At 60.5% G+C, this 25,297-nt stretch carries 18 protein-coding genes; 5 read left to right on the top strand and 13 right to left on the bottom strand.

All coding sequences use genetic code 11. From position 1 onward, the window contains the following. Nucleotides 1-688 precede the first annotated feature (688 nt). Nucleotides 689-1,357 carry a polysaccharide lyase family 7 protein gene (locus tag PMI25_RS03935; protein WP_007969686.1) on the bottom strand — a complete coding sequence of 223 codons (669 nt, stop codon included), beginning with the start codon at nt 1,355-1,357 and terminating at the stop codon, nt 689-691. A 335-nt stretch (nt 1,358-1,692) separates the two neighbouring features. On the opposite strand from PMI25_RS03935, the gene PMI25_RS03930 reads away from it, so the two are divergent. The 3 genes from PMI25_RS03930 to PMI25_RS03920 are packed head-to-tail and all read left to right on the top strand — an operon-like array spanning nt 1,693 to nt 4,696. Further along, the gene (locus PMI25_RS03930; protein ID WP_007969688.1) at nt 1,693-3,816 is read left to right on the top strand and encodes a putative bifunctional diguanylate cyclase/phosphodiesterase; all 2,124 of its coding nucleotides are present in this window, start codon (nt 1,693-1,695) and stop codon (nt 3,814-3,816) included. A 43-nt stretch (nt 3,817-3,859) separates the two neighbouring features. After that, a complete protein-coding gene (locus PMI25_RS03925; protein WP_007969689.1) occupies nt 3,860-4,348 on the top strand; it encodes a M48 metallopeptidase family protein in 489 nt (162 codons plus the stop codon). Nucleotides 4,349-4,399: 51 nt separating this feature from the next. Beyond that, nucleotides 4,400-4,696, top strand: a complete 297-nt coding sequence (locus PMI25_RS03920) for a winged helix-turn-helix domain-containing protein (RefSeq protein WP_003229005.1) — start codon at nt 4,400-4,402, stop codon at nt 4,694-4,696. Nucleotides 4,697-4,819: 123 nt separating this feature from the next. Here PMI25_RS03920 and PMI25_RS03915 read toward each other — a convergent pair whose 3' ends face one another. Beyond that, complete coding sequence (locus tag PMI25_RS03915; RefSeq protein WP_007969692.1) at nt 4,820-5,272, bottom strand: GNAT family N-acetyltransferase; 453 nt, start codon at nt 5,270-5,272, stop codon at nt 4,820-4,822. A gap of 256 nt (nt 5,273-5,528) precedes the next feature. On the opposite strand from PMI25_RS03915, the gene PMI25_RS03910 reads away from it, so the two are divergent. Then, nucleotides 5,529-6,266 (top strand): substrate-binding periplasmic protein, encoded by a 738-nt coding sequence (locus tag PMI25_RS03910; protein WP_007969693.1) that lies wholly within the window; start codon nt 5,529-5,531, stop codon nt 6,264-6,266. Between the two features lie 128 nt (nt 6,267-6,394). Here PMI25_RS03910 and yccS read toward each other — a convergent pair whose 3' ends face one another. From yccS to betI, 9 genes are all read right to left on the bottom strand, one after another. Beyond that, a complete protein-coding gene (gene yccS / locus PMI25_RS03905) occupies nt 6,395-8,578 on the bottom strand; it encodes a YccS family putative transporter (protein ID WP_007962664.1) in 2,184 nt (727 codons plus the stop codon). A 295-nt stretch (nt 8,579-8,873) separates the two neighbouring features. Next, complete coding sequence (locus PMI25_RS03900) at nt 8,874-10,052, bottom strand: NAD(P)/FAD-dependent oxidoreductase (protein WP_007962662.1); 1,179 nt, start codon at nt 10,050-10,052, stop codon at nt 8,874-8,876. A 151-nt stretch (nt 10,053-10,203) separates the two neighbouring features. Further along, the gene (gene dbpA, locus PMI25_RS03895) at nt 10,204-11,589 is read right to left on the bottom strand and encodes an ATP-dependent RNA helicase DbpA (RefSeq protein ID WP_007962660.1); all 1,386 of its coding nucleotides are present in this window, start codon (nt 11,587-11,589) and stop codon (nt 10,204-10,206) included. 233 nt (nt 11,590-11,822) lie between these two features. Then, a complete protein-coding gene (gene mdtD, locus PMI25_RS03890) occupies nt 11,823-13,262 on the bottom strand; it encodes a multidrug transporter subunit MdtD (RefSeq protein ID WP_007962657.1) in 1,440 nt (479 codons plus the stop codon). Nucleotides 13,263-13,463: 201 nt separating this feature from the next. Then, a complete protein-coding gene (locus PMI25_RS03885; RefSeq protein WP_007962656.1) occupies nt 13,464-14,801 on the bottom strand; it encodes a TldD/PmbA family protein in 1,338 nt (445 codons plus the stop codon). Further along, nucleotides 14,801-16,243, bottom strand: a complete 1,443-nt coding sequence (locus PMI25_RS03880; RefSeq protein ID WP_007962653.1) for a TldD/PmbA family protein — start codon at nt 16,241-16,243, stop codon at nt 14,801-14,803. The genes PMI25_RS03885 and PMI25_RS03880 overlap by 1 nt, the downstream gene beginning before the upstream one ends. A gap of 283 nt (nt 16,244-16,526) precedes the next feature. Beyond that, nucleotides 16,527-18,230: a choline dehydrogenase gene (gene betA / locus PMI25_RS03875; protein ID WP_007962651.1), complete on the bottom strand. Its 1,704-nt coding sequence runs from the start codon at nt 18,228-18,230 to the stop codon at nt 16,527-16,529. Nucleotides 18,231-18,439: 209 nt separating this feature from the next. Then, nucleotides 18,440-19,912, bottom strand: coding sequence for a betaine-aldehyde dehydrogenase (gene betB / locus PMI25_RS03870; RefSeq protein ID WP_007962649.1), 1,473 nt, complete (start codon nt 19,910-19,912; stop codon nt 18,440-18,442). Between the two features lie 62 nt (nt 19,913-19,974). Continuing rightward, nucleotides 19,975-20,595 (bottom strand): transcriptional regulator BetI, encoded by a 621-nt coding sequence (gene betI, locus PMI25_RS03865; protein ID WP_007962648.1) that lies wholly within the window; start codon nt 20,593-20,595, stop codon nt 19,975-19,977. Between the two features lie 429 nt (nt 20,596-21,024). On the opposite strand from betI, the gene betT reads away from it, so the two are divergent. Then, nucleotides 21,025-23,022: a choline BCCT transporter BetT gene (gene betT / locus PMI25_RS03860; protein WP_007962647.1), complete on the top strand. Its 1,998-nt coding sequence runs from the start codon at nt 21,025-21,027 to the stop codon at nt 23,020-23,022. 195 nt (nt 23,023-23,217) lie between these two features. Here betT and choV read toward each other — a convergent pair whose 3' ends face one another. Both choV and choW read right to left on the bottom strand, forming a co-directional pair. Beyond that, the gene (gene choV / locus PMI25_RS03855) at nt 23,218-24,396 is read right to left on the bottom strand and encodes a choline ABC transporter ATP-binding protein (RefSeq protein WP_007962646.1); all 1,179 of its coding nucleotides are present in this window, start codon (nt 24,394-24,396) and stop codon (nt 23,218-23,220) included. Next, nucleotides 24,393-25,238: a choline ABC transporter permease subunit gene (gene choW, locus PMI25_RS03850; RefSeq protein WP_007962645.1), complete on the bottom strand. Its 846-nt coding sequence runs from the start codon at nt 25,236-25,238 to the stop codon at nt 24,393-24,395. Before choW ends, choV begins: the two co-directional genes overlap by 4 nt. Between the last annotated feature and the right edge of the window lie 59 nt (nt 25,239-25,297).

Raw genomic sequence — 25,297 nt, 5'->3', positions numbered from 1 at the left:
GGTTTTTTATAACTTCGGTACAACGCCCATGTTACTTTTGTATACTTATAGGTGCACTATAAGGTGAGTAAGTACTGAGATTATCTTTTTGTGTATAGGACTGGGCATGAATTGTAAGCCACTGGTCAGTCGAGAGATCCACGTCGATAGCCCATTGACCATCGGGGCCTGCTATTCCTTGTCCATATTGTACGCCAGTATTGGCTTGGATAATTCTGACCGAGTGATTGGGTTCTGCCGTGCCCCACAACCGTGGAGTTGGGCCACATCCGGTACCACCATTTCCATAAATTACTGGTGTTTGTGCCATATCATGTTCTCCTTGATGATTATCTAAACGTATTGAGGCGCCGCTAGGAAGACGGCGGCGCTTGTACACGATGATGGAACAAGTTCGCGCTCGTGTGACCTGTCAGAAATGACAGTTCTATATATTCTTTCGCGTTATTTTTTTTATTTTATATTTCGGAAAGTAAGAAAAGGGGACGGGTTTATTTATTAAAATTGACATCCCGACGTAAGGGGGAGCCTTTAAACACTGGTGTTTAAAAAAGTCTGGCGAGTGACAAATAAGCTGTGGCGAGGGAGCTTGCTCCCGCTGGGACGAGCGGCCCTAAAAAAGCGGGGCCTGCTGCGCAGTCCAGCGGGAGCAAGCTCCCTCGCCACAGGCACAGTGTCTATAGAGGGATTATTTGTTGTGATCGATGTCGAGTTTGGTAAACGTCACCTGCCCACCCTCATTGGTATACCCGGTGTTGTCCTGCACATACACCCCGGCCTTGAAGTACAGCGGCTTGTTGCGCCAGGTCGCGCTGATCTGTGAATCCCACTGGTAACCCGCCGCGCTCACGCCGAGCGCACCGCCGGGGCTCAAGTGGATGAGGTAGTTGAATTCGTTGTCCAGCTTGATGCCGGTGGCGAGGGTAATGACGCGGCTTTCCTTGTCGTCGGGGTGCATGCGGACCTTGATCACCAGGTTGCCGTTCTGGGTTTTTTCCTTGTACTGGTATTCGAGCTTGACCATCGGGCGCTGGCTTTCATAGGCGTGGATCTGGCCGATGACGATCTTGCCGGAGCTGGGCACCTTGTTCACCGCGAGGGTCGCGCGCAGGGTGTTGTCCGCATCCGGGTAGTACCAGTTGCGCAAGGTGCCGTTGCTGAAGGTTTCGCGCAGTTCGGTGCGCGGGTAGATGGCGTTTTCGGTTTTTGACCCGGTCACCGGTGACCAGAAAAACAGCGTGCCGGTGTCGGAATGGAAGTACTGATCCTTGAAGCCATTCACCAGTTTGGAGGTTTCGACGGTGTACGGCGGACTGCCGACGGGAACGCTGAGGTTCCAGGTTGCGAGATCGATCATGTCGGTTCTTCCACTCAATTCATCCTGAACGCGAGTGCCAGAAGCTCTAGCCCGCGCCTTTTCGGGCGGCAGTTATAAGCGTAGAGGAGTTTTTTGTTAACGCCCGTTTGGCAGATGATTGGCGTCAACATCCTGTCGAAATGCCATCTGCGCCGGTTTTCGGGGGCTGCAGGGGTGACCGTTAGTCGGTAAGTCGCCGCTTTGGCTAAATGATGGCGGCGTGACAGCTTCTGCTTTCACAGATCCGCGACTAGAGTGATGGCTCAGTAACTGTACGGTTTTCACGAGAAACCGGCCGATAGTCCGACAAGAGATGTCCCGACAAGAGAAGCAGCATGGAATGCGCGCAACCCCAGCCAGGTGAAGGCAGCTCTGTCCTTTTGATCGTTGATGATTACCCTGAAAACCTGATCAGCATGCGCGCGTTGCTGCAGCGTCAGGATTGGCACGTCATGACCGCCGCCTCCGGCTTCGAGGCGCTCAATTTGCTGCTTGAACACGACGTCGATCTGGTGCTGCTGGATGTGCAGATGCCGGGCATGGACGGTTTTGAAGTCGCGCGACTGATGCGCGGCAGCCAGCGCACACGCCTCACGCCAATCATTTTCCTCACCGCCAACGAACAATCGCAGGATGCCGTGATCAAGGGCTATGCCAGTGGCGCGGTGGATTACCTGTTCAAGCCGTTCGATCCGCAGATCCTCAAACCGAAAGTCCAGGCGTTGCTCGAACACCAGCGCAACCGCCGCGCCTTGCAGCGCCTGAGTCATGATCTGGAGGTCGCGCGGGCCTTCAATGCCTCGGTGCTGGATAACGCGGCGGAAGGCATTCTGGTGCTCGGTGAAGACGGCTTGATCCGCTTCGCCAACCCGGCGATTTCGCGATTGCTCAACGCGCCGGTGAAGGAGCTGGAGGGCAAGGAGTTTCTCGATTTCCTGCAGAAACCACACATTCCGCTGTGGGCCGATTCCGAGTTGCTGGCCGGCTACAAGCGCGGCGAGACGTTGCGTCTGCACGACGCGCTGTTGCGCACGGCGCCGGGGCAGCAAGTGCCGGTGGCGTTGTCCTGTGCGCCGTTGCCCGCCGAGCAGCGGGCGATGGTGGTGACGGTGCTGGACATGTCGGTGGTGCGTCACCTGCATCAGCAGCTGGAATTTCAAGCGGTCACCGATCCGTTGACCGGTCTGCTCAATCGCCGGGGTTTTTATCAGACGGTGGAAAACCTGCTGTTGCGCGGTGAGCGCAGCGACAGCAGTTGGGTGCTGCTTTATCTGGATCTCGATGGCTTCAAACGGGTCAATGATTCCCTTGGTCATGATGCCGGAGACCGGGTGCTGCGCTGGGTCTCCGAGCAATTGAAAGCCTGTCTGCGGCCGTTCGACATTCTGGCGCGCATGGGCGGTGATGAGTTCACCGCGCTGCTCGATCTGGAGTTTCCCGAGCAGGCAGCGAAGATTGCCGAGAAGCTCATCGAACGGGTATCGGTCTGTCAGCAGATCGAGGGATTGGATATTGCCCTCGGCGCGAGTATCGGCATCGCCACCTACCCGGACTGCGGTTCTAACCTCGACGGCTTGCTGCGCGCCTCGGACATCGCCATGTATGAGGCGAAGCGCGCCGGGCGTCAGCAGTATCGTTTTTATGATCACGAAATGAACGGTCGCGCCCGCTCGCGGCTGATGCTTGAGGAAAGCGTGCGCAACGCCATCGAGAACCGCGATTTCAATCTGGTGTATCAGCCGCAAGTGGCGATCGACAGCGGGCAGATCCGCGGTTTCGAGGCGCTGCTGCGCTGGCAGCACCCGAGCGTCGGCGATGTGCCGCCGGGGCTGTTCCTGCCGTTACTGGAAGAGGCGCGGCTGATCAGTCGGCTCGGCAGCTGGATCTATCATCGCGGCGCCGGCCAGCGCAAAGCCTGGGAAACCCTGTTTGCCGAGGATCTGGTGCTCGGTGTGAGTTTGAGCAACACCCAGTTCGGTCTGCCGAACCTGGTCACCGAGTTGCGTCAGGTGCTGGAGCGGCACGCGCTGCAGCCACGGCAACTGGAGGTGGAAATCACCGAAGACGCGCTGATGCACAACCCCGACGAGACCCGCAAACAGCTGCGTTTGCTGCGCAATCTCGGGGTACGGGTGGCTTTGGATGATTTTGGTTCGGGGCCGTGTTCGCTGGCGCACCTGCGTGATCTGGAACTGGATACGCTCAAGCTGGATCGACACCTGATTGCGCGGCTGCCGGATTCGACGCGCGACGCGGCGCTGGTCAGCAACGTGATCAATCTGTGTAAACAATATGGCTTGCTGGTGATCGCCGAAGGTGTGGAAACCATCGAACAGTATCAATGGCTACAGGCGCATGGCTGCGAATACGTGCAGGGTTTCCTGGTGGCACGTCCACTGACCTCCGAGGACGCCGTCAGCTTTGCCAAACCGTTTGACTGGAGCGCGCTGCCGGTTTGAATTCGCTACACTGGCGCTCTTTTCGAACCGTGTTGCCGTGTCCATGACTGCGTTGAAATACCTCCAGGCCTATCCCGCACAATTGCAGGATCAGGTGCGCCAACTGATCGCCGAACAGCGACTGGGTGACTACCTGAGCCAACGCTATCCGGGGCGTCACGATGTGCAGAGCGACAAGGCGCTGTACAGCTACGCGCTGGACCTGAAGCAGGAATACCTGCGCAACGCGCCGGCCATCGACAAGGTGCTGTTCGACAACCGCCTCGACCTGACGCACCGCGCGCTGGGCCTGCACACCACGGTCTCAAGGGTGCAGGGCGGCAAGCTCAAGGCCAAGAAAGAGATTCGCATCGCCTCGTTGTTCAAGGAGGCGGCGCCCGAGTTTCTGAAGATGATCGTCGTGCATGAACTGGCGCACTTCAAGGAATCGGATCACAACAAGGCTTTCTACAAATTGTGCGAACACATGCTGCCGGGGTATCACCAGGTCGAGTTCGATCTGCGGGTGTACCTGACGTGGCGCGATTTGTAGGAGCTGCCGAAGGCTGCGATCTTTTGATCTTTTAATTAACGGAGCCCATGCATGGACGTCAGCAAGACCAAAAGCAGCTTTTACCGGCGCCTGTACGTGGCCTACCTGATCGACAGTGGCCTGGCCCCAAGCGTCCCGGCGCTGACCGAAGTGACCGGCATGCCCCGGCGCACGGCGCAGGACACCATCGCGGCGCTGGCCGATCTGGATATCGTCTGTGAGTTCGAGCAGGAAGAGGGCGCGCGCAACCATGCCGGGCGCTATCGGATTCGCGAATGGGGGGCGATCGATCGCGGGTGGATCGAGCGTAATCTGCGGCAGATCAAGGCTGTGCTGGAGTATCCCTGAGTCCTGCGGTGTCTGAGCTGACACAATCGCTGGCAAGCCAGCTCCCACAAGGATCTCCAGCGAATACAGTTATTGTGGACAACCGCTGAACCTGTGGGAGCTGGCTTGCCAGCGATGAGGGCCTCAAAGACGACGCATGCCTATGTGCGGAATGTCATCCTCCAGGTATTCCTCACCCACCGGCTTAAACCCGTACCTGCCGTAATACCCCTGCAAATGCGCCTGCGCCGACAGATAGATCGGCACCTGCGGCCAATGCTTCTCGGCCTGTTTCAACGCGTGTTCCATCATCACATGCCCCAGCCCTTTGCCACGGCCCTGCGGCGCTATGATCACGCGCCCGATCACCACGTCACCGCCCTGGGACTCGGGATCGAGCAGGCGCAGATAGGCCAACAGTTGATCATCTTCCCAACCCATGAGGTGATGGGTGTCGCCGTCCAGATCCTGGCCATCGAGGTCCGGGTAGGCGCATTTCTGTTCGACCACAAATACGTCCGAGCGCAGTTTCAGCAACGCGTACAACTGTTCTTTGCCCAGATCGCTGTGATGCTTGCAGATCCACTCGATTGTCATCTTCCGACTCCTTGAAATCCGTCGCCCGATACTAAGCGCACAGGCCCTGGATGTCTGTATGGCGGAACAGTCTGTGACAAAGGTCAAAATGCCATCATTCCTTTCTCGCGACCTTCGCTGCTTTGTGTAATCTGCTGGAAAGCGCTGTGCACTGGCTTCAATGAGCTAATGTTAGGGCCTGGGTTTCGCCGGTAAGGGGCCTTTAGGTTTTGACTGAAAACACGCCGGGCAGCCCGCCCGCTAAGGATTTTCAAGCATGCCGCGACTGCATCGAGCCTTTGCTTTGATCGGATTGCTCTTGCTGGCCCAAACCGCCGCAGCGGACAAGTTGCGGCTGGTGTTCGATATCTGGCCACCCTTTACCGACGACACGCTGGTCAACGGTGGCCTGGCCACCGACATCGTCAGCACCGCGCTGGCGCGGGCCGGTTATGCCAGCGACTACGAGCAGGTGCCGTGGGCGCGGGCGCTGCTGGGGGTGGGCGAAGGACGATATGACGTGCTGGTCAACGCCTGGTACAACGACGAACGGACCAAAATCGGCCAGTTCTCTGGCGAATACCTGCTCAATCGCATCCGCTTTCTCAAGCGCAAAGACACGCCGCTGGACTACAGCAGCCTGGAACAACTGCACACCTACCCGGTGGCGGTGGTGCGCGGTTATGCCTACTCGCAGGCGTTCGATGCCGATACCGCGCTGGAGAAAGTCCCTGTGCATAACTTCGCCATGGCCGTGCGCATGCTCGCGGCGGATCGGGTCAAGTTGACCCTGGAAGATGAATACGTCGCGCGCTATTACCTGGCCCGTGAATCAGCCAAAGTGCGCAACGCCGTGGAGTTCCTGCCCAAGCCGTTGAGCGAGAACAGCCTGCATATTCTGGTGAGTCTGAAGAATCCGCAGCATGAGCAGATTGTGGCCGGGTTTGATAAGGCGATTGCGGCGATGAAGGCGGATGGAAGTTATGACAAGTTGCTGAGGCAGCATGGAATGTGAGCATCTGATACCAGAGTTGTGTTGTTGCTGATGCCCTCATCGCTGGCAAGCCAGCTCCCACAGGTTTTGCGGCGTGCACAAGTCAATGTGGGAGCTGGCTTGCCAGCGATGGGGCCAGTCCGGTCACCTTAAGCCTCGCTGGTGTCCTTGATCAGATGCGCCGCCAACGTGCGCAATGGCCCCAACTGCCGGCAGATCAACGCCAGTTGCGTCTGCACCAACCGCTGCCCTTCATCGATCTCGTCCGGCATCTGCTCCAGCTCATTGGCCAGCGCTTCCTCTTCGTCACTCTGAATCGCCACCGGCTGCTTGTTCGCCAGGCCCTGGGCGATTTCGTCGATGCTCGCGGCCAGCTTCACCCCGGCACCCTCAATCAAATGCTCACGCACATCGGCTGGCAATTGGGTTTCCCTGTGTGCGCCGAGCCCTGACAGATAACTCAATAAGGTGTGCGACAGCACCAGAAAGCGGAAACCGACATCCGCTTCCTTCCGGAAATGCCCCGGCTCCATCAGCATGTTGGCCAAGGTGGTCGACAGCGCCGCGTCGGCGTTGTGTGCGTTGCGCCGGGCCAGGCGATAGGCGAGGTCGTCGCTCTTGCCGGCAGCGTATTGCTGCATGATCTGGCGCAGGTAGATGCTGTTGCAGGTCAGGGTGTTGGCCAGCACCTTGTTCAGGCGTCGACCCTGCCAGTCCGGGAGGAACAGGAACACCGTCAGGCCGGCGATCAGGCTGCCGAGCAGGGTATCGAACAGGCGCGGCAGGAACAGCCCGTAGCCATCGCCGATCTGGTTGAAGCAGAACAGCACCATGATCGTGATCGCGGCGGTCGCCAGGGTGTAGCGCGTGGTGCGGTTGGTAAAGAACACCACCCCGGCGGCGATCGCGAAGCACGACTGCACCAGCGGGCTGGGGAACAGATCGAACAGTGCCCAGGCCACGGTCAGGCCGATGGCGGTGCCGAGAATCCGCTGCCCGAGTTTGCGCCGGGTCGCGCCGTAGTTCGGTTGGCAGACAAACAGCGTGGTGAGTATGATCCAGTAACCCTGCGACGGGTGAATCAGGTGCACCATGCCGTAGCCGATACTCAACGCCAGCGGCAGGCGCAGGGCGTGACGGAACAGCAAGGACGTCGGTGTCAGTTGCGTACGCAGGCGAATCCACACGTCCTTGAGGTTGCGCGGCGAGCGATCGAGCAGGCTGCTGTCGGTGGCGTCCGCCAAGGCGTCGGGGTTGCTCGCATCGCTGAGCAAACGGTCGAGGGTGCCGAGGTTGGCTGCCAGGGCACGCAGCGAGCGCAGGAGGCCGCGCCACGCCGGATTGCTCTGGATGCGCAGGTGTTCAAGGGAGGCATCGAGGTCAGTCAGTGCTTCGGCAAAACTGGCGTCGTAGACGAACGGCTGGCGCATCTGGATCGATTCGGCCAATGCGCGGCAGGCCTTGCCCTGCTGGCGCAACAAACGCTGGCAGCGGAACAGCACATCGCTGTGGAAGAACGCATCGGCCAGCGCGTTGTACGGATAGTGCGAGGAGCTGGCGCGTTCGTGAATGTCCTGGGCGAGGAAATACAGCTTCAGATAACGGCTGACTTTCGAACCCGGACGGCCGTTGCCGACCCGGTGCAGAATGATTTCCTTGGCACTGTTCAGCGCGGCGACCACGCGACCGTTTTGCTGCGCCAGTTCCAGCCGTCGGCCTTCGACGTCCAGTTGGCGGATCGGCTCGAACAGCGAGGCTTTCAGCTTCAGGTAGAAACCCAGTTCACGGAACAGCCGCGCCAGACTCTGCTGCACCGGCTGGTTGGAAAACATCGCCTGCCACAGCACCGACAGCAGGCCGTACCACGCGGCACCCGCCACCAGCAGCATCGGTTCGTGCCAGAAATCGGTGACCGCGCCGCCGCGCTGATCCACGCCGATCATGGTGTAGACCGACAGAATCAACGTCGCCGAGGCAATCGCGCCGTAACGCTCGCCGAGTGCGCCGAGCATGGTCAGGCCGAAACTGGCCAGTGCCAGGGCGATGGCGAACACGATGGGGTAGGGGAAGAGCAGCTCCACCGACAGCGCGGCGATACTGAAACACACCAGTGTCACGGCGAGGGCGTTGAGGCGGCCCTGCCAGCTGTCGTCGGTCTCGGCCAGGGCGCTGGCGATGATCCCGAGGAACAACGGGATCAGCAGGCCCATTTCATCCTGATACCAGCACAGCGCCATGCTGCCGGTCAGGGCGATGAACACCCGCACGCTGTAGCTGAATTTATCCAGCGCCCACAGGCGCCGCAAAGACTGACGAAACGAGGTCGAGGACATGAAGTGCGAAGGCCTTCCGAGGCGATGCCGCTAAATTGAGCCAGTAATGACGCCGACGCAATGGCGCCGATCACATCTGACAGCAAAAAGTGTTCCTTACAAGCGTTTGGGTAAAGAAGTGATTTATACCTGTGGCGAGGGAGCTTGCTCCCGCTCGGCTGCGCAGCAGTCGTAAATCCAGTCAATGCGTTACTTCAGGTTAACCGCGATTCACGGTTTTGGGTCTGCTTCGCAGCCCAACGGGAGCAAGCTCCCTCGCTACAAGAGCTGCTCCCAAAGTTTGATTTGTGGTGTATCAGACGTATTGCGCGGCGGCGTAGCCGGAAGCCCAGGCCCACTGGAAGTTGAAACCGCCCAGATGCCCGGTGACGTCGAGCACTTCGCCGACAAAATACAGGCCCGGGCTTTTCAGCGATTCCATGGTCTTGGACGACACCTCGCGGGTGTCGACGCCACCCAGCGTGACCTCGGCGGTGCGATAGCCTTCGGTGCCGGCCGGGACAACTTTCCAGCTGCCGACTTTGTCGGCGATCTGCGCCAGTTCGGCGTGGGTGTACTGCTTCATCGGTTTGGACATGAACCAATTGTCCGCCAGCAGGTTGGCCATCTTCTTGGTGAAGATCTCGCCGAGCAGGGTTTTCAGTTCGCTGTTCGGGCGCTCGGCCACTTGCTGTTGCAGCCATGCCGCAGTGTCGTGATCCGGCAGCAGATTGATCTCTACGATGTCGCCCGGCTCCCAGAACGACGAGATCTGCAGAATCGCCGGGCCGCTGAGGCCACGATGGGTGAACAGGATGTTTTCGCGAAAGCTCTGGTCGTTGCAGCTCACCAGGCAATCCACCGAGGTACCGGACAGCTCGGTGCACAATTCCTTGAGCTGATCGGTGATGGTGAACGGCACGAGTCCGGCGCGAGTCGGCAGCAGTTCATGGCCGAATTGTTTGGCGACCTGATAACCGAAACCGGTGGCACCCAGCGTCGGGATCGACAGCCCCCCCGTGGCGATCACCAGCGATTGGCACTGAACCTGGCCGAGGGTGGTGTCGAGCAGGTAACCGCTTTCGACCTTTTCGATGGTCTGGATCGAGGTGTCGAGGTGCAGCTCGACGCCGACCTGATCGCACTCATCGAGCAGCATGCCGAGGATGTCGCTGGATTTGTTATCGCAGAACAGCTGACCGAGTTTCTTCTCGTGATACGGCACGCCGTGCTTGGCGACCATGCCGATGAAATCCCACTGGGTGTAGCGCGCCAGTGCCGATTTGCAGAAATGCGGGTTACCCGAGAGGAAATTGCCCGGCTCGGTGTACATGTTGGTGAAATTGCAGCGACCACCACCGGACATCAGGATTTTCTTGCCGGCCTTGTTCGCATGATCGAGCAGCAACACCTGACGCCCACGCCCGGCGGCGGTCAGTGCACACATCAACCCTGCGGCGCCAGCGCCAATGATCACGACTTCGGTAGAGCGCAAAACGGTGTCCTCACGTTGTTCACCACAAAACTAACTGTGGGAGCGAGCTTGCTCGCGAAAGCGGTGTGTCATTCAACATATGTGTCGACTGACAGATTGCATTCGCGAGCAAGCTCGCTCCCACAGGGATCTACTTTGGATGGTAGACCGTTTACAAAACGCGAACGCGCAGCGAACGGCCCTTGATCTTGCCGTTGTTCAGGCGCTGCAACGCCTGCATGACCACGGTGCGTTCAACGGCGACATACGACTGGAAGTCGAAGATCGCGATCTTGCCGACCTGGGCGCCCGGGATGCCGGCGTCGCCAGTCAGTGCGCCGAGGATGTCGCCCGGACGCACTTTGTCTTTACGCCCGCCGGCGATGCACAGGGTGCTCATCGGTGGCTGCAGCGGGGCGCCGCCCTGGGACTTGAGGTTATCGACCTGATCCCAGTTCAGCGGAGCTTTCTGCAACTGTTCGATGGCTTGCGCGCGATGCGCTTCGGACGGCGCAACGAGGCTGACCGCGATGCCTTTCTCGCCGGCACGACCGGTACGGCCAACGCGGTGAATGTGGATTTCCGAATCGCGGGCCAGCTCGACGTTGATCACCATGTCCAGCGCATCGATATCCAGACCACGGGCGGCGACATCGGTGGCGACCAGCACCGACGTACTGCGGTTGGCGAACATCGCCAGCACCTGGTCACGGTCACGCTGTTCCAGATCGCCATGCAGGCCGACGGCGGAAATGCCTTTGGAGGTCAGGTGGTCAACGGTTTCCTGCACTTGCTGCTTGGTGAAGCAGAACGCCACGCAGGAAGCCGGGCGGAAGTGGTGCAGGACTTTGGTCACTGCGCTCATGCGCTCTTCCGGGGAAATCTCGTAGAAACGCTGCTCGATCTGCGTGTCATCGTGGAACGCCTCGGCTTTCACCGTTTGCGGATCGCGCATGAATTTCGACGCCAGTTGCTTGATGCCCACCGGGTACGTGGCGGAGAACAGCAGGGTCTGACGGCGTGCCGGGGTCTTTTCGATGATGTCTTCGATGGCGTCGTAGAAGCCCATGTCGAGCATGCGGTCGGCTTCGTCGAGGATCAGCGTGTTCAGACCGTCGAGCACCAGCGAACCCTTGCGCAGGTGCTGCTGAATACGCCCCGGGGTGCCGACGATGATGTGCGCGCCGTGCTCCAGCGAAGCGATCTGCGGGCCGAACGACACGCCGCCGCACAGGGTCAGGACCTTGATGTTGTCTTCGGCACGGGCCAGACGCCGGACTTCCTTGGCGACCTGGTCGGCCAGCTCACGGGTCGGGCAGATCACCAGCGCCTGGCAACCGAAGTAGCGCGGGTTGATCGGGTTGAGCAGGCCGATGCCGAACGCGGCGGTCTTGCCGCTGCCGGTCTTGGCCTGGGCGATCAGGTCCATCCCCTTGAGGATCACCGGCAAGCTCTGCGCCTGGATCGGCGTCATCTGGGCGTAACCGAGGGATTCGAGGTTAGCCAGCATGGCGGCGGACAGCGGCAGAGTATTAAAAGCGGTGGCGATGGTGGTCACGGGACTGGCCTGCAAAACAAAATGTCGCGCAGTGTAGCAGCCCCGTGCCACTTTCCTCGAAAGTTCTGGACGAACAGTGCCTGAAACTCATGGGAAGAGATTCAACTGTGGCGAGGGAGCTTGCTCCCGCTGGGGCGCGAAGCGGCCCCGCTCTTCAATTCAAAAAGCGGGGGACTGCTGCGCAGTCCAGCGGGAGCAAGCTCCCTCGCCACAAAAAAGCATTCACTGTTTGTTCAGTGTTCGATGTGTTCGTCGGGATGTTCATCCGGGCGTTTGACCCGGCGGCCGTCCTCTTTCGACAGTTGCGAGAAGATCGTCGCCGCCAGCATCGCCATCACCCCGACGGTAACAAACGTCAGCTGGAACGCCCCGAGCACGGTTTCCACGCCGTCGTTGCCGATCTCCGCCGTAAACCCACCAAGCAATGCGCCGGCACAGGCCACGCCCAGACTCAGCGACAATTGCGCCACCACCGACAGCAAGCTGTTGCCACTGCTGGCGCTGGCGTCGTCGAGGTCGATCAGGGTCACGGTGTTCATCGCGGTGAATTGCAACGAGTTGATCGCGCCGAGAACCGCCAGCAGGCACAGCAGCAGCCAATAAGGCGTCTGCTCGCTGACCAGGCCCATGCTCGCCAGCATGATCCCCAGCGCCAGGGTGTTGCCGGTGAGCACGATGCGATAGCCGAGGCGTTCGATCAGCGGTCGCGCCATCCACTTGGCAAACATCGCCGCTGCAGCCAGCGGCAACATGCTCATCCCCGCTTGCGACGGCGAATAACCCAGCGCCACCTGCAGCAACAATGGCACAAGGAACGGCAGGGCGCCGCTGCCCAGGCGGGCGAACAGGTTGCCGATGATCCCCACCGCGAAGGTTCGCGTCTTGAACAACGACGGGGCGAACAGCGGATTTTCGACACGCCCAGCGCGCAGCCAGTACGCCGCCAGACAGGCCAGACCGCCGAACAGCAGCAACATCACTCGCAGATGCGGCAAGTGCAGTTCACCCAGACCTTCCATGGCGATGGTGATCAGGATCATCGCCGCGCCAAACAGCAGGAAACCAAGGCTGTCGAAGCGCGTGCGCTCGCTGCCGCGCAGGTCGGGGATGAATTTCCACACCGCGTAGCAGCCGAGAACACCGACCGGCAGGTTGATCAGGAAGATCCAGTGCCACGTCAGGTATTGCACCATCCAGCCGCCCATGGTCGGGCCGATCAACGGGCCGAGCAGGCCGGGAATGGTGATGAAACCCATGATCCGTACCAGCTCCGAACGCGGGTAAGCGCGCAGCACCACCAGCCGTCCGACCGGCAGCATCAACGCGCCGCCCAGACCCTGAATCACCCGCGCACCCACCAGCATGGTCAAGGTGCTGGATAACGCACAAAGCAGCGAGCCGAAACTGAACAGCAGGATCGCGCCGAAGAAGATCTTCTTGGTGCCGAAGCGGTCGGCGATCCAGCCCGAGGCCGGAATCAGCAAGGCCACAGTGAGCATGTAGGCGATGACCACGCCTTGCATGCGCAACGGGTCTTCGGCCAGATCCCGGGCCATGGCCGGCAGGGCGGTGTTGAGGATGGTCCCGTCGAGGGACTGCATGAAGAACGCAATGGCGACGACCCACGGCAACCAGCGGGCGGTGATGGCGTCGAGAGGCGGGCGTGTGGGCATGGAACCTCGGGTGGGTGGTTGATCCAAATGGCTTGTCGTGAAGAAACCCTGTGGTGAGGGGATTTATCCCCGATGGACTGCGCAGCAGTCCCCTGCATTTGATTTTAAAAGCGGGGCCGCTACGCGACCCATCGGGGATAAATCCCCTCGCCACAGGGTCCACTCCAGCACTTGATCCTTGGGGGTACTGGAGGTTTTCAGTTACAGGGTCAAGGTCAGTCGGCTGACCAGCGCTCCCGGCAGCAACGCCGACGACGTATTGCGCTGGCTGTACGTGCTCGCCGACAGCAGCAACTCACGCTCGGCGGTCAATGCTTCCAGCTGCGAACCCAGCAGGCTGTAGGCGCTGTCGTCGAAGCGCATGGTGCTGACCGGCGCCTGAATCTCGCCGTTCTCGACCCAGAAAGTTGCGAAGCGAGTCATGCCGGTCAGGCGCGCCGCCGGTTGATCCGAGTAGTTCAGGTACCACAGGTTGCTGATGTACAGCCCGGTGCCCAACTGCTTGAGGATCTCTGCCTGTGACAGATCACCGGCCGCCATGTTCAGTGCACTCGGCATTTCACCGCCGCTGGCGCCATTGGCGGTCAGGCCGTATTCGGCGGCACTGCGCGAACCGACCAGTTGCTCACCGGCCTTGCCTTCGACAATCAGCCGCAGATCGCTGCGCGGATAACCCTCGCCGGAGAACGCCGGGCTCAACGAACCGCTGACTTGCTCATCCAGCGAGACCAGCGGACTGAACGTCTGATCGCCGACGTACAGCTTCTGCAGCGGGCTGCTTTTACTGGCAATCGACTGCGCCGAGAAACCGCCCCAGCTGAGCATGCCCATGATTTCTTCCAGCGCGGCCGGCGCCAGGTAGGCGCGGTATTGCCCCGGTGCCAGAGTCCGCAACGGTCGACCGAGAAACGCCAGTTGCTCGCGCGCCTGCTGGAAGCGGCGGGCGAAGCCTTCGCTGCTCCATTCGTGTCCGGCGTAGCTGGCCTTTACTGCTTCGCCATTGTCGTGGAACAGGCTGAAGTCGAAGTTGAAACTGTTGGCCTGATGCCAGCCGAACGCCCCCGAGGAACTGGCGAAACCACGGCTGATCGGGCCGGCGGCATAAAAGCCGACCAGATCCAGACCTTCAGCGGCGGCGCAGATTTCTTCCACCACCTGCTCGGTGTCCGGCAGCGGATGTTCCTGCACGTTGTTGCTCTGCCAACCATTGTGGTTGAGCAGCAGGTACGGATCCTGCGGCAGCAGCGGCAGGGTTTCGCGCAGTTGTTGCAGGCCTTCGGCGAGGCGTTGCAGGTCGGCTTCCTGATCACCGGACAGGGTGATGTGCAGGTCGGCGTGGCGACCGTCATTGATCAGCTTCAGCCCGACGTCGGCTTGCTGCACCTGCCCGGCCTGACGCACCTTGGCGTGGTTGAAACGCACGAACGCCGAGGACTCGGCGGCATAGCTGAGGGTGAATTGTTCCGGCTCGCGGACGCTGTCGCGCAGCCAATTGACCATGACCTTGAAGGCGTCGGACTGACTCTTCGAAATGCTCATCAGGCGTCTCCCCCAAACACATCAACGTTGCTGAATACGCAGGCCGGCGAAGCGTGGCCGACGCGGATCACCTGGTTCGGCTCGCCCTTGCCGCAGTTTGGCGTGCCCAGCACCATCCGGGTGCCGGCATCGCCCACCGCGCGCAGACTCTTCCAGAAGTGCGCGGAAATGCCCCGGTAATTCGGATTTTTCACCACACCCTTGAGTTCACCGTTTTCGATCAACTGACCCCACTCGCAACCGAACTGGAATTTGTTGCGTGCATCGTCAATCGACCACGAACGGTTGGTGCTCATCAGAATGCCGTGCTCGATGGCGCTGATCAGTTGCGGCAGCGACTGATCGCCCGGCTCGATGTTGAGGTTGGCCATGCGGTCGATCGGCGGCCGGTTCCAGCCGCAGGCGCGGCTGTTGGCAACCCCATCGAGGCCTGCGCGGAACTGCGACAGCGCGCCGCCCAGTGGCCGCAACAGCAAGCCTTCGCGAATCAGGAATTGTTTGCTGGCCTTGGTCCCGTCGTCATCGTGGCCGTAGCTGGCCAGCTCTTCGGGAATGTCCGGATCGAAGGTCACGTTGAGCAGCTTCGAACCGTATTGCAGGCTGCCGAAGTCGCTGGTTTTGACGAAACTGGTGCCGGCGTAGTTGCGCTCGTCACCGAGGATACGGTCCAGCTCCAGCGGGTGACCGATCGACTCGTGGATCTGCAGCATCATCTGGTCTGGCATCAGCAACAGGTCGCGCGGGCCTTGCGGGGTGTTTGGCGCGAGCAGCAGTTGCAGGGCCTGATCGGCCACTTTCGGACCGGCGCCGACCAGGCCGCAACGACTGATCACATCGGCGCCACCCTGTTGGCCGAAGTTCTCGCGACCGAGGGAGCGGGTCTGGCTGTCGTTGCCGTCGTAGGCGGTGACGTCGAGGCCCGGATAGACGAAGCGCTGGGCCTGGCGCAATTCGGCGCCGGCGCTGCTCAGGTAGATCTGCTCGACGTGGGTGATGCCGATGCTCGCTTCCCAGTTCACCAGGCGCTCATCCTTTGGCACCGAGGCGGATTCCGCGCCGAGCAGCTCGAAGCATTCGCTCAGGGACGGGAAGGGTTGCTCAAGATTGGGCGAAAAGTAATCAGCGCGATCGCTCGACACTGGCTGATCGCGCAGGTCGAGCAGCGCGTGCGGCTTGAGCCGCCGTGCCTGTTGTTCGGCGCGCTCAAGGGCGGCTTGCAGGCCTTGCTGCGACAGGTCATTGGTCGCCGCGTAAGCCTCGACGCCGTTGACACGTACAGTGAGCATCGCGCCTTCGTCGCGGCTCAGGCTTGGCGGCTCGGCGACGTTCTTGCGCACCGACAGGTACTGGCCGGACTCGCGTACATACCGCAGGGAAAAAAACTCGGCGCCCGTGCGCAAGGCAGCGAAGCGCTGCTTGAGCTGGGGGTGAAAATCGAACATTCGGGAACCTCCTTGTTATGGAGTTGCGGGGCGAAGCGATTCGGCGGGGAGGGGTGAAACGGTTGCGCGAGGTCTAGAGTAGGCCTGCGTGGGGGTAGGATCAAGTGAAGAGGGGGTGTAGGAGGATTTACTGTGCAGCAGGGAGATGGATGCTGATTTGCAGGGCCTCATCGCTGGCAAGCCAGACTCCCACAGGTTTCTCGGTGACCACAATATCTGTGAACGACGCAAAACCCTGTGGGAGCTGGCTTGCCAGCGATTAGCCGTGACGCGGTATCAAGTCTTACTGAGCAACAGGCGTGATATCACGCATCGGCTTGCCTTTCACCGGCGCACCGCCAGCGACGTAGTACGCTGCGGTGCTACGCGGCAGTGGCTTGCGGCCACGGATCTTGTCGGCGATTTTCTCGGCCATCATGATCGTCGGCGCGTTGAGGTTGCCGGTGGTGATGATCGGCATGATCGAAGCGTCGACCACACGCAGGCTCTGCATGCCGTGCACGCGACCTTCGCCATCGACTACGGCCATCTCGTCGGTGCCCATCTTGCACGAGCAGGACGGGTGGAACGCGGTTTCGGCGTGCTCGCGGATGAACTTGTCCAGTTGCTCATCGGTTTGCACTTCGATGCCCGGGCTGATTTCGCGGCCACGGAAGGCGTCCAGTGCAGGCTGTTGCATGATTTCGCGGGTCAGGCGGATGCCGTCACGGAACTCCTGCCAGTCCTGCTCGGTGGCCATGTAGTTGAACAGGATGCTCGGGTGCTGACGCGGATCCTTGGACTTCAACTGGATGCGGCCACGACTCGGCGAACGCATGGAGCCCATGTGAGCCTGGAAGCCGTGCTCTTTCACACCGTTGCTGCCGTTGTAGTTAATCGCTACCGGCAGGAAGTGGTACTGGATGTTCGGCCACTCGAATTCCGGACGCGAACGGATGAAACCGCCGGCTTCGAACTGATTGCTGGCGCCGATGCCGGTGCCGTTGAACAGCCACTCGGCACCGATGGCCGGCTGGTTGTACCAGAGCAGCGACGGGTACAGGGAAACCGGTTGGGTGCAGGCGTATTGCAGGTACAGCTCAAGGTGATCCTGCAGGTTTTCACCGACGCCCGGCAGGTCGTGGACCACCGGGATGTCGAGGCTTTCCAGCAGTTTTGCCGGGCCGACACCGGAGCGCTGCAGAATCTGCGGCGAAGCGATGGCGCCGGAGCACAGCAGGACTTCCTTGCGCGCTTTGGCTTCAACGCGCTCTTCCGCCGAACCGACCAGGTAACGCACGCCGACCGCACGCTTGCCTTCGAACAGGATCTTGTCGGTCAGGGCGTGGGTGACGATGGTCAGGGTCGAACGCTTTTTGGCGACGTCGAGGTAGCCACGGGCGGTGGAAGCACGACGGCCGTTCGGCGTCACGGTGCGGTCCATCGGGCCGAAACCTTCCTGCTGGTAGCCGTTCAAGTCTTCGGTGCGCGGGTAACCGGCCTGCACGCCGGCTTCGACCATGGCGTGGAACAGCGGGTTGTTGCCCGCTTTCGGCGTGGTCACGCTGACCGGGCCGTCGCCACCGTGGTAGTCGTTCGGGCCGATGTCGCGGGTTTCCGCTTTACGGAAGTATGGCAGGCAGTCGAGGTACGACCAGTCTTCCAGGCCCGGCAGTTTCGCCCAGCCGTCGTAGTCCATCGCGTTGCCACGGATGTAGCACATGCCGTTGATCAGCGAGGAACCGCCGAGGCCCTTGCCGCGACCGCATTCCATCCGGCGACCGTCCATGTGTGGCTCCGGATCGGTTTCGTACGCCCAGTTGTAGCGACGACCTTGCAGCGGGAATGCCAGTGCAGCCGGCATTTGCGTGCGGAAGTCGAAACGATAGTCCGGGCCGCCTGCTTCGAGCAGCAGAACGGTGACGCCTTCGTCTTCAGTCAGACGGGTCGCCAGGGTGTTACCGGCCGAGCCGGCACCGATGATGATGTAATCGAATTCTTGGGACATTGAATGCACCCTCTTTAGATGTGGTCAGGTCGCCGAGTGGCCACTTTCTGTGGCGAGGGAGCTTGCTCCCGCTCGACTGCGAAGCAGTCGCAGAACCTGCGACCGTGTTCTGTCTGGATGAACGCGGTGTCTGCAGTTGGGGCCGCTGCGCAGCCCAGCGGGAGCAAGCTCCCTCGCCACAAGGGCCCCAACTTCAGAGTTGCGTCAGATCAGAACACCGAGACGTAATCGCCCAGCTCGACCTGTACCGATTTGATGCGTGTGTAGTTGGTCAGCGAGCTGATGCCGTTTTCACGACCCACGCCCGACTGCTTGTAACCGCCAACCGGCATTTTGGCGTCGGACTCGCCCCAGGCGTTGATCCAGCAGATACCGGCTTCCAGTTGATGGATCACGCGGTGTGCGCGGTTCAGGTCTTTGGTGACGATACCGGCGGCCAGGCCGAAGTCGGTGTCGTTGGCGCGGCGGATCACTTCTTCTTCGGTCTCGTAGGAGAGGATCGCCATCACCGGGCCAAAGATTTCTTCACGGACGATGGTCATGTCGTCGGTGCAGTCGGTGAACACGGTCGGCGCAACGAAGGCGCCTTTGGCGAATTCACCGTCGGTCAGACGCTCGCCGCCGCACAGCACGCGGGCACCTTCTTCTTTACCCTTGGCGATGTAACCGAGCACGCTTTCCATGTGGGCGAAGCTGACCAGCGGGCCGAAGTTGGTGTTTTCGTCTTCCGGGTTGCCGATGCGGATGCGCGCTACGCGCTCGACGATCTTGGCTTCGAAAGCGGCTTTCAGGTGGCTCGGTACGAACACGCGAGTACCGTTGGTGCAAACCTGACCGGAGCTGTAGAAGTTGGCCATCATCGCGGTGTCGGCGGCACGATCGAGGTCGGCGTCGTCGCAGATGATCAGCGGCGACTTGCCGCCCAGTTCCATGGTCACGTCTTTCAGCGACGAGGCCGAAGCGCTGGCCATGACTTTCTTGCCGGTGTCGGTGCCGCCGGTGAACGAGACTTTCTCGATGCGCGGGTGTTCGGTCAGCCAGGTGCCGACTTCACGGCCGCTGCCGGTCAGAACGTTGAACACGCCGTTTGGCAGGCCGGCTTCGGTGTAGATCTCGGCCAGTTTCAGGGTGGTCAGCGAGGTGACTTCGCTTGGCTTGAAGATCATCGCGTTACCGGCGGCCAGGGCCGGTGCGGATTTCCACAGCGCGATCTGGATCGGGTAGTTCCACGCGCCGATACCGGCAACCACGCCCAGCGGCTCGCGACGGGTGTAGACAAAAGACGTGTCGCGCAGCGGAATCTGCTCGCCTTCGATCGCCGGCACCAGGCCTGCGTAGTATTCCAGCACGTCGGCGCCAGTGACGATGTCGACGTATTTGGTTTCGGAGAAGGCTTTACCGGTGTCCAGGGTTTCCAGAGCAGCCAGCTCATCGTTGCGCTCGCGCAGGATGTCGACGGCGCGACGCAGGATGCGCGAACGCTCCATGGCGGTCATCGCGGCCCAGATTTTCTGGCCCTTTTCAGCGCTGACCACGGCGCGCTCGACGTCTTCCTTGGTCGCACGTTGCACTTGGGCGAGGACTTCACCGTTCGCCGGGTTGATGGCTTCGAAAGTGGCATCGCTGCCAGCGTCGGAGTACGCGCCATCGATGTAGAGTTTTTGCAGTTCGAAACGGGCCATAGTGTCCTCGCAAGTGCATTAGTGGTTGGCGTCGACCACCGCGCTGAAACTGCGGTGGCGGTTCAGGTACCGAGCGTTTTCTGTGTGCTCTGGCTCACCTGCTTGGCCAATTGGAAATCCATGTATTCGTAAGCGATCTGTTGCGCCTGCGCCGTGTCGAAAGCGTCTCCCGACAGCGCGCCGCGCAACCACAAGCCGTCGATCAACGCTGCCAGTCCACGCGCGGCGCTGCGCGCCTCTTCGAGCGGCAACACACGGCGGAACTCGCAGCACAGGTTGGAATACAGACGGTGATCGTTGATCCGCTGCAACCTGTGCAAAGACGGCTGGTGCATGCTGGTGGCCCAGAAGGCCAGCCAGGTTTTCATTGCCGGGCCATTGACCTGGCTGGCGTCGAAGTTGCCTTCGATGATCACCTGCAGATGCGCCCGTGGGCTGCTGTCTGCCAGCGCCTGACGGCGCGCGGTGACGCTCTCGCTGAGGGCGGTCATCAGATACCGCATCGTGGCGGCGATCAGGCCATTCTTGTCCTGAAAGTAGTGACTGATGATGCCATTCGAGACACCGGCCAAACGGGCGATCAGCGCAATGCTGGCGTCCCCCATTCCGACCTGATCGACCGCTTGCAACGTGGCTTCGATCAGTTGTTGGCGGCGGATGGGTTGCATACCGACCTTGGGCATCTTGCACATCTCCTTAGGCCTTCCGACGGGCGATAAACGCTTATCGGATTGAGGGCCAGTCTATTTTGTTTTGATTGAACGTTCAATCAACAAAGAATAAGATCTGCGACAAATCGTCGCTGCCTACAGATTATTTCTGCTTGTAAATGGCGATAAAACGACATCCGAAAATGCTTGAAACCTGCGTGGGGCATGGCGCGGTTCGCTGTTCGATGGACGTGTTGAATGGGCAAGACGCTCGGGGCCAGGTTTCGGATGAACGTCCGCACAGCTTTGGCCACGAAAGCGATTCGCAACGCCATTTCGGCAGGTTCGGGCTTTTTTTCGGGGTGTCTTTATATCACCCGCCGGTCGGCTGCCAACTAACCGATTGGTCGGGTTCCGTGTTGCCTTGTGTTCTTCTCTCGCACTGCCTGGAGCATTTGTGCCATGAGTTCTGCCTCTCTTATAAAGACCCCGCCCGAGAAGGTGACGGTCAACGGTTGGGTGTTTTACACCTCTACCGCGTTGATTCTGTTGTTGACCGCCATTCTGATCATCGCCCCGCAAGAGGCCGGCAGATTGTTGGGTATCGCTCAGGCCTGGTTGTCGCGCAGCTTCGGCTGGTACTACATGGTGGTGATCGCCGCCTACCTGGTGTTTGTGGTGGGCCTGGCGTTTTCCTCCTACGGCAAACTCAAACTGGGCAGCAAGGACGACACCCCGGATTTCAGCTACGGCGCCTGGGCGGGGATGCTGTTCTCGTCGGGTATCGGTATTTCGCTGCTGTACTTCGGCGCCTCCGAGCCGCTGGACCACTACTTCAATCCGCCGGAAGGCGCAGCGGCCACCAACATGGCCGCGCGTCAGGCGGTGCAACTGACTTTCCTGCACTGGGGCCTGCACGGCTGGGCGATCTACGCACTGGTCGGTCTGGCCGTGGCGTACTTTGCCTACCGTCATAACCAGCCATTGGCACTGCGTTCGGCGCTGTACCCACTGGTCGGCGAGCGTTGGGTCAAAGGTGCGGCCGGTCATGCGGTGGACGGCTTCGGCATGTTCGTGACCCTGCTGGGTTTGGTGACCAACCTGGGGATCGGCTCGTTGCAGGTGTCCTCGGGCCTGGAAAACCTGTTCGGCATGGAACACAGCAACACCAATCTGCTGATCGTGATCATCGTGATGAGCACCGTGGCGACCATCGCTGCCGTGTCGGGTGTGGAAAACGGCATTCGTCGTCTGTCCAACCTGAACATCGTGCTGTTCAGCGGTCTGCTGATTTTCGTTCTGCTGTTCGGCCCGACTTTGCACTTGCTCAACGGCTTCGTGCAGAACATCGGCGACTACCTCAACGGCGTGGTGCTGAAGACCTTCGACCTGTACGTCTATGAGGGCGACAGCGCCAAGTCCGACCGCTGGCTGGGCCTGTGGACCCTGTTCTACTGGGCGTGGTGGATTTCCTGGGCGCCATTCGTAGGCATGTTCATCGCGCGTATTTCCCGTGGTCGTACCGTGCGTGAACTGGTCGCTGGCGTACTGCTGATTCCGCTGGGCTTCACCCTGGCATGGCTGTCGATCTTCGGTAACTCGGCACTGGATCTGGTGATGAACCAGGGCGCGGTGGAGCTCGGCAAGACGGCGCTGGAACAGCCGTCGATGGCGATCTACCAGTTGCTGGAACACTACCCGGCGTCGAAAGTCGTTATCGGGGTGTCGATCTTTGTTGGTTTCGTGCTGTTCCTGACCCCGGCCGACTCCGGCGCGGTGATGATGGCGAATCTGTCCTGCAAGGGCGGTAACGTTGATGAAGATGCGCCGCACTGGCTGCGGATCTTCTGGTCGGTGGTGATCACGCTGGTGACCATCGGTCTGCTGTTCGCTGGTAACTTCGAAGCCATGCAAACCATGGTGGTGCTGGCCGGTCTGCCGTTCTCGGTGGTGTTGATCTGCTTCATGTTCGGCCTGCACAAGGCGATGCGTCAGGACGTGCAGATCGAACAGGAGCAGGCGCAACTGGCTGAGCGCGGTCGTCGTGGTTTCAGCGAGCGTCTGACGCAGCTGGATCTGCAACCGAGCCAATCGGTGGTGCAGCGCTTCATGGACAAACACGTGACGCCGGCACTGGACGACGCTGCAGCGCAACTGCGGGCACAGGGCCTGGAAGTGCAGACGCTGCTGGGCAAATCCAAGCGCTGTATGGGCGTGCGCGTCGAGATGGAAGAGGGCAACCCTTTCGTCTATGAAGTGAGCCTGGACGGCTACCTGGCGACCCCGACCGAATCGGCCCAGTCCGATGAAGCGCGCCAGCGTTACTACCGCGCCGAGGTGTATCTGCACAACGGCAGCCAGGACTACGACCTGATGGGCTTCACGCAGGATCAGATCACACGCGATGTGCTCGATCAGTTTGAAAGCCATCGGCAACTCCTTGGCCGGGTGTACAGCTAAACCTTGAGTTAATGGTGAAGCTGTTGTGGCGAGGGAGCTTGCTCCCGCTGGGTTGCGAAGCGACCCCAGGAATTTGTGAGTGCTGCGCACTCAAGCGGGAGCAAGCTCCCTCGCCACAGTTGTCCATGTCTCATGTCAATTTCTGTACCAACAAAAACGCGCGATCCTCTCGCGGCGTTTTTGTGTCCGGGCTGCTTACCCCAGGTTCTTGCCCAGCAACGCGTGATACAGCTCGCTGTCGCCAAGAATCCCCACCACATGGTTGTTGTCGTGCAGCACCAGTTTGTTGCCGGTCTGGTAGCGAATCTGCAGCGCGTCGCGCATGCCGATGTTCGAGTCCACCAGGGTCGGCTTGCGCTCAAGGGCTTCCACCGCTTGCCCCGGTGCCCAGTTCTGCAGGTTCAGTACCGAACCGTTCTGCCGTGCGCCTTTGATGGTGTTGCCTTCGGCCAGGTCCAGCCACGAATCGCCACCCGGATCGAGGCACACCGAACCGTTGATGCGTTTGCAGTTGTCCAGCGTGCGCATCAGGCTGCGCCCGCACAGGACGTTGAGCGGGTTGGTGTGGGCCACGAAAGTGCGCACATAGTCGTCCGCGGGGTTGAGCACGATCTCTTCCGGCACGCTGTACTGGATGATCCGGCCGTCCTTCATGATTGCGATGCGGCTGCCCAGTTTCAGCGCTTCGTCGAGGTCGTGACTCACGAACACGATGGTCTTGCTCAGCTTGCGTTGCAGTTCCAGCAGTTCATCCTGCAGACCCTGACGGATCAGCGGGTCGAGTGCCGAGAACGGTTCGTCCATCAACAGAATGTCGGCGTCCATCGCCAGTGCCCGGGCCAGACCGACCCGCTGCTGCATGCCGCCGGAGAGTTCATCGGGCTTCTTGTTGCGCCATTGGGTCAGGCCCACCAGTTCGAGCTTGTCGTCGACCAGCTTGCGTCGTTCCTTTTCCGGTCGGCCCTGCATTTCCAGACCGAAACTGATGTTCTCGCGCACCGTCAGCCACGGCATCAGGGCGAACTTCTGGAACACCATGGCGATGCGTTTGGTGCGCATCATTTTCAGTTCGGCCGGGGTGCAGGAAGCGATATCGATCTGCTTGCCTTCGTGCTCGACGAACAGCTTGCCGCGACTCACGGTGTTGAGGCCGTTGATGCAGCGCAGCAGGCTCGACTTGCCGGAGCCGGACAGGCCCATCAGTACGCAGATCTCGCCCTTGTTGATGTCCAGACTGGCCTTTTCCACGCCGACGATCTGCCCGGTTTTTTTCAGGATCTCGCTGCGGGTCAAACCTTGATCGAGAAGTTTCAGTGCTTCGCGCGGATCCTTGGTGAAGATCACGTCAACGTTATCGAAGCGAATTATGCTCATGCGTCACCCCCTACTTTGGCGTCGGGTTGTTTGCAGATACGGTCGAGCATGATCGCCAGCAGTACGATCGCCAGGCCCGCTTCGAAGCCCAGGGCGATATCAGCAGTGTTCAGTGCGTTGACCACCGGTTTGCCGAGTCCGTCGGCGCCTACCAGTGCCGCGATCACCACCATCGACAGCGACAGCATGATGCACTGGGTGATGCCGGCAGCGATGCTCGGCATGGCGTGAGGCAGTTCGATCCGTGAGAGCAATTGGCGACGCGAGCAGCCGAAGGCTTTGCCGGCGTCCATCAGTTCTTGCGGGACATCGCGGATGCCCAGGTAGGTCAGGCGGATCGGCGCAGCGATGGCGAACACCACCGTGGAGATCAGGCCCGGCACCACACCCAGCCCGAAGAGGGTCAGGGTAGGAATGAGGTAAACGAAGGTCGGTACGGTCTGCATCAGATCGAGTACCGGCCTCATCAAAGTGTAGAACATCGGCTTGTGCGCGGCGACGATGCCCAACGGCACGCCGATGACCACGCAGACCAGGGTCGCGAACATGACCTGGGCGAGGGTTTCCATGGTTTCCTGCCAGTACCCCAGATTGAGGATCAGCAGGAACGAGGCAATCACAAAAACAGTCAGCCCCCATTTGCGCTGGATGAAATGCGCGAGCAGGGCGATGAGGCCGATCAAGACAAAGGGATTGAACCAGGTCAGCGCAAACGTCACGCCGTGGATCATCGTTTCCAGTGTCACGGCGATTGCGTCGAAGGTGCTGGCGCCGTGTTGCGTCAACCATTCGACGAAGCCCGCGATGTACTGGCCTAAAGGGATTTTCTGATCAATCAGCATGGTAGTGAACGTCCGCATGCAAGGAATAAACAGCCCGGGCGAGCGAACTCGCCCGGCGT

The organism is Pseudomonas sp. GM30, assembly GCF_000282275.2.
Classification (GTDB): Bacteria; Pseudomonadota; Gammaproteobacteria; order Pseudomonadales; family Pseudomonadaceae; genus Aquipseudomonas.
The sequence above is the reverse complement of the archived record's forward strand: the minus strand, read 5'-3'. Positions and strand labels throughout refer to the sequence as shown.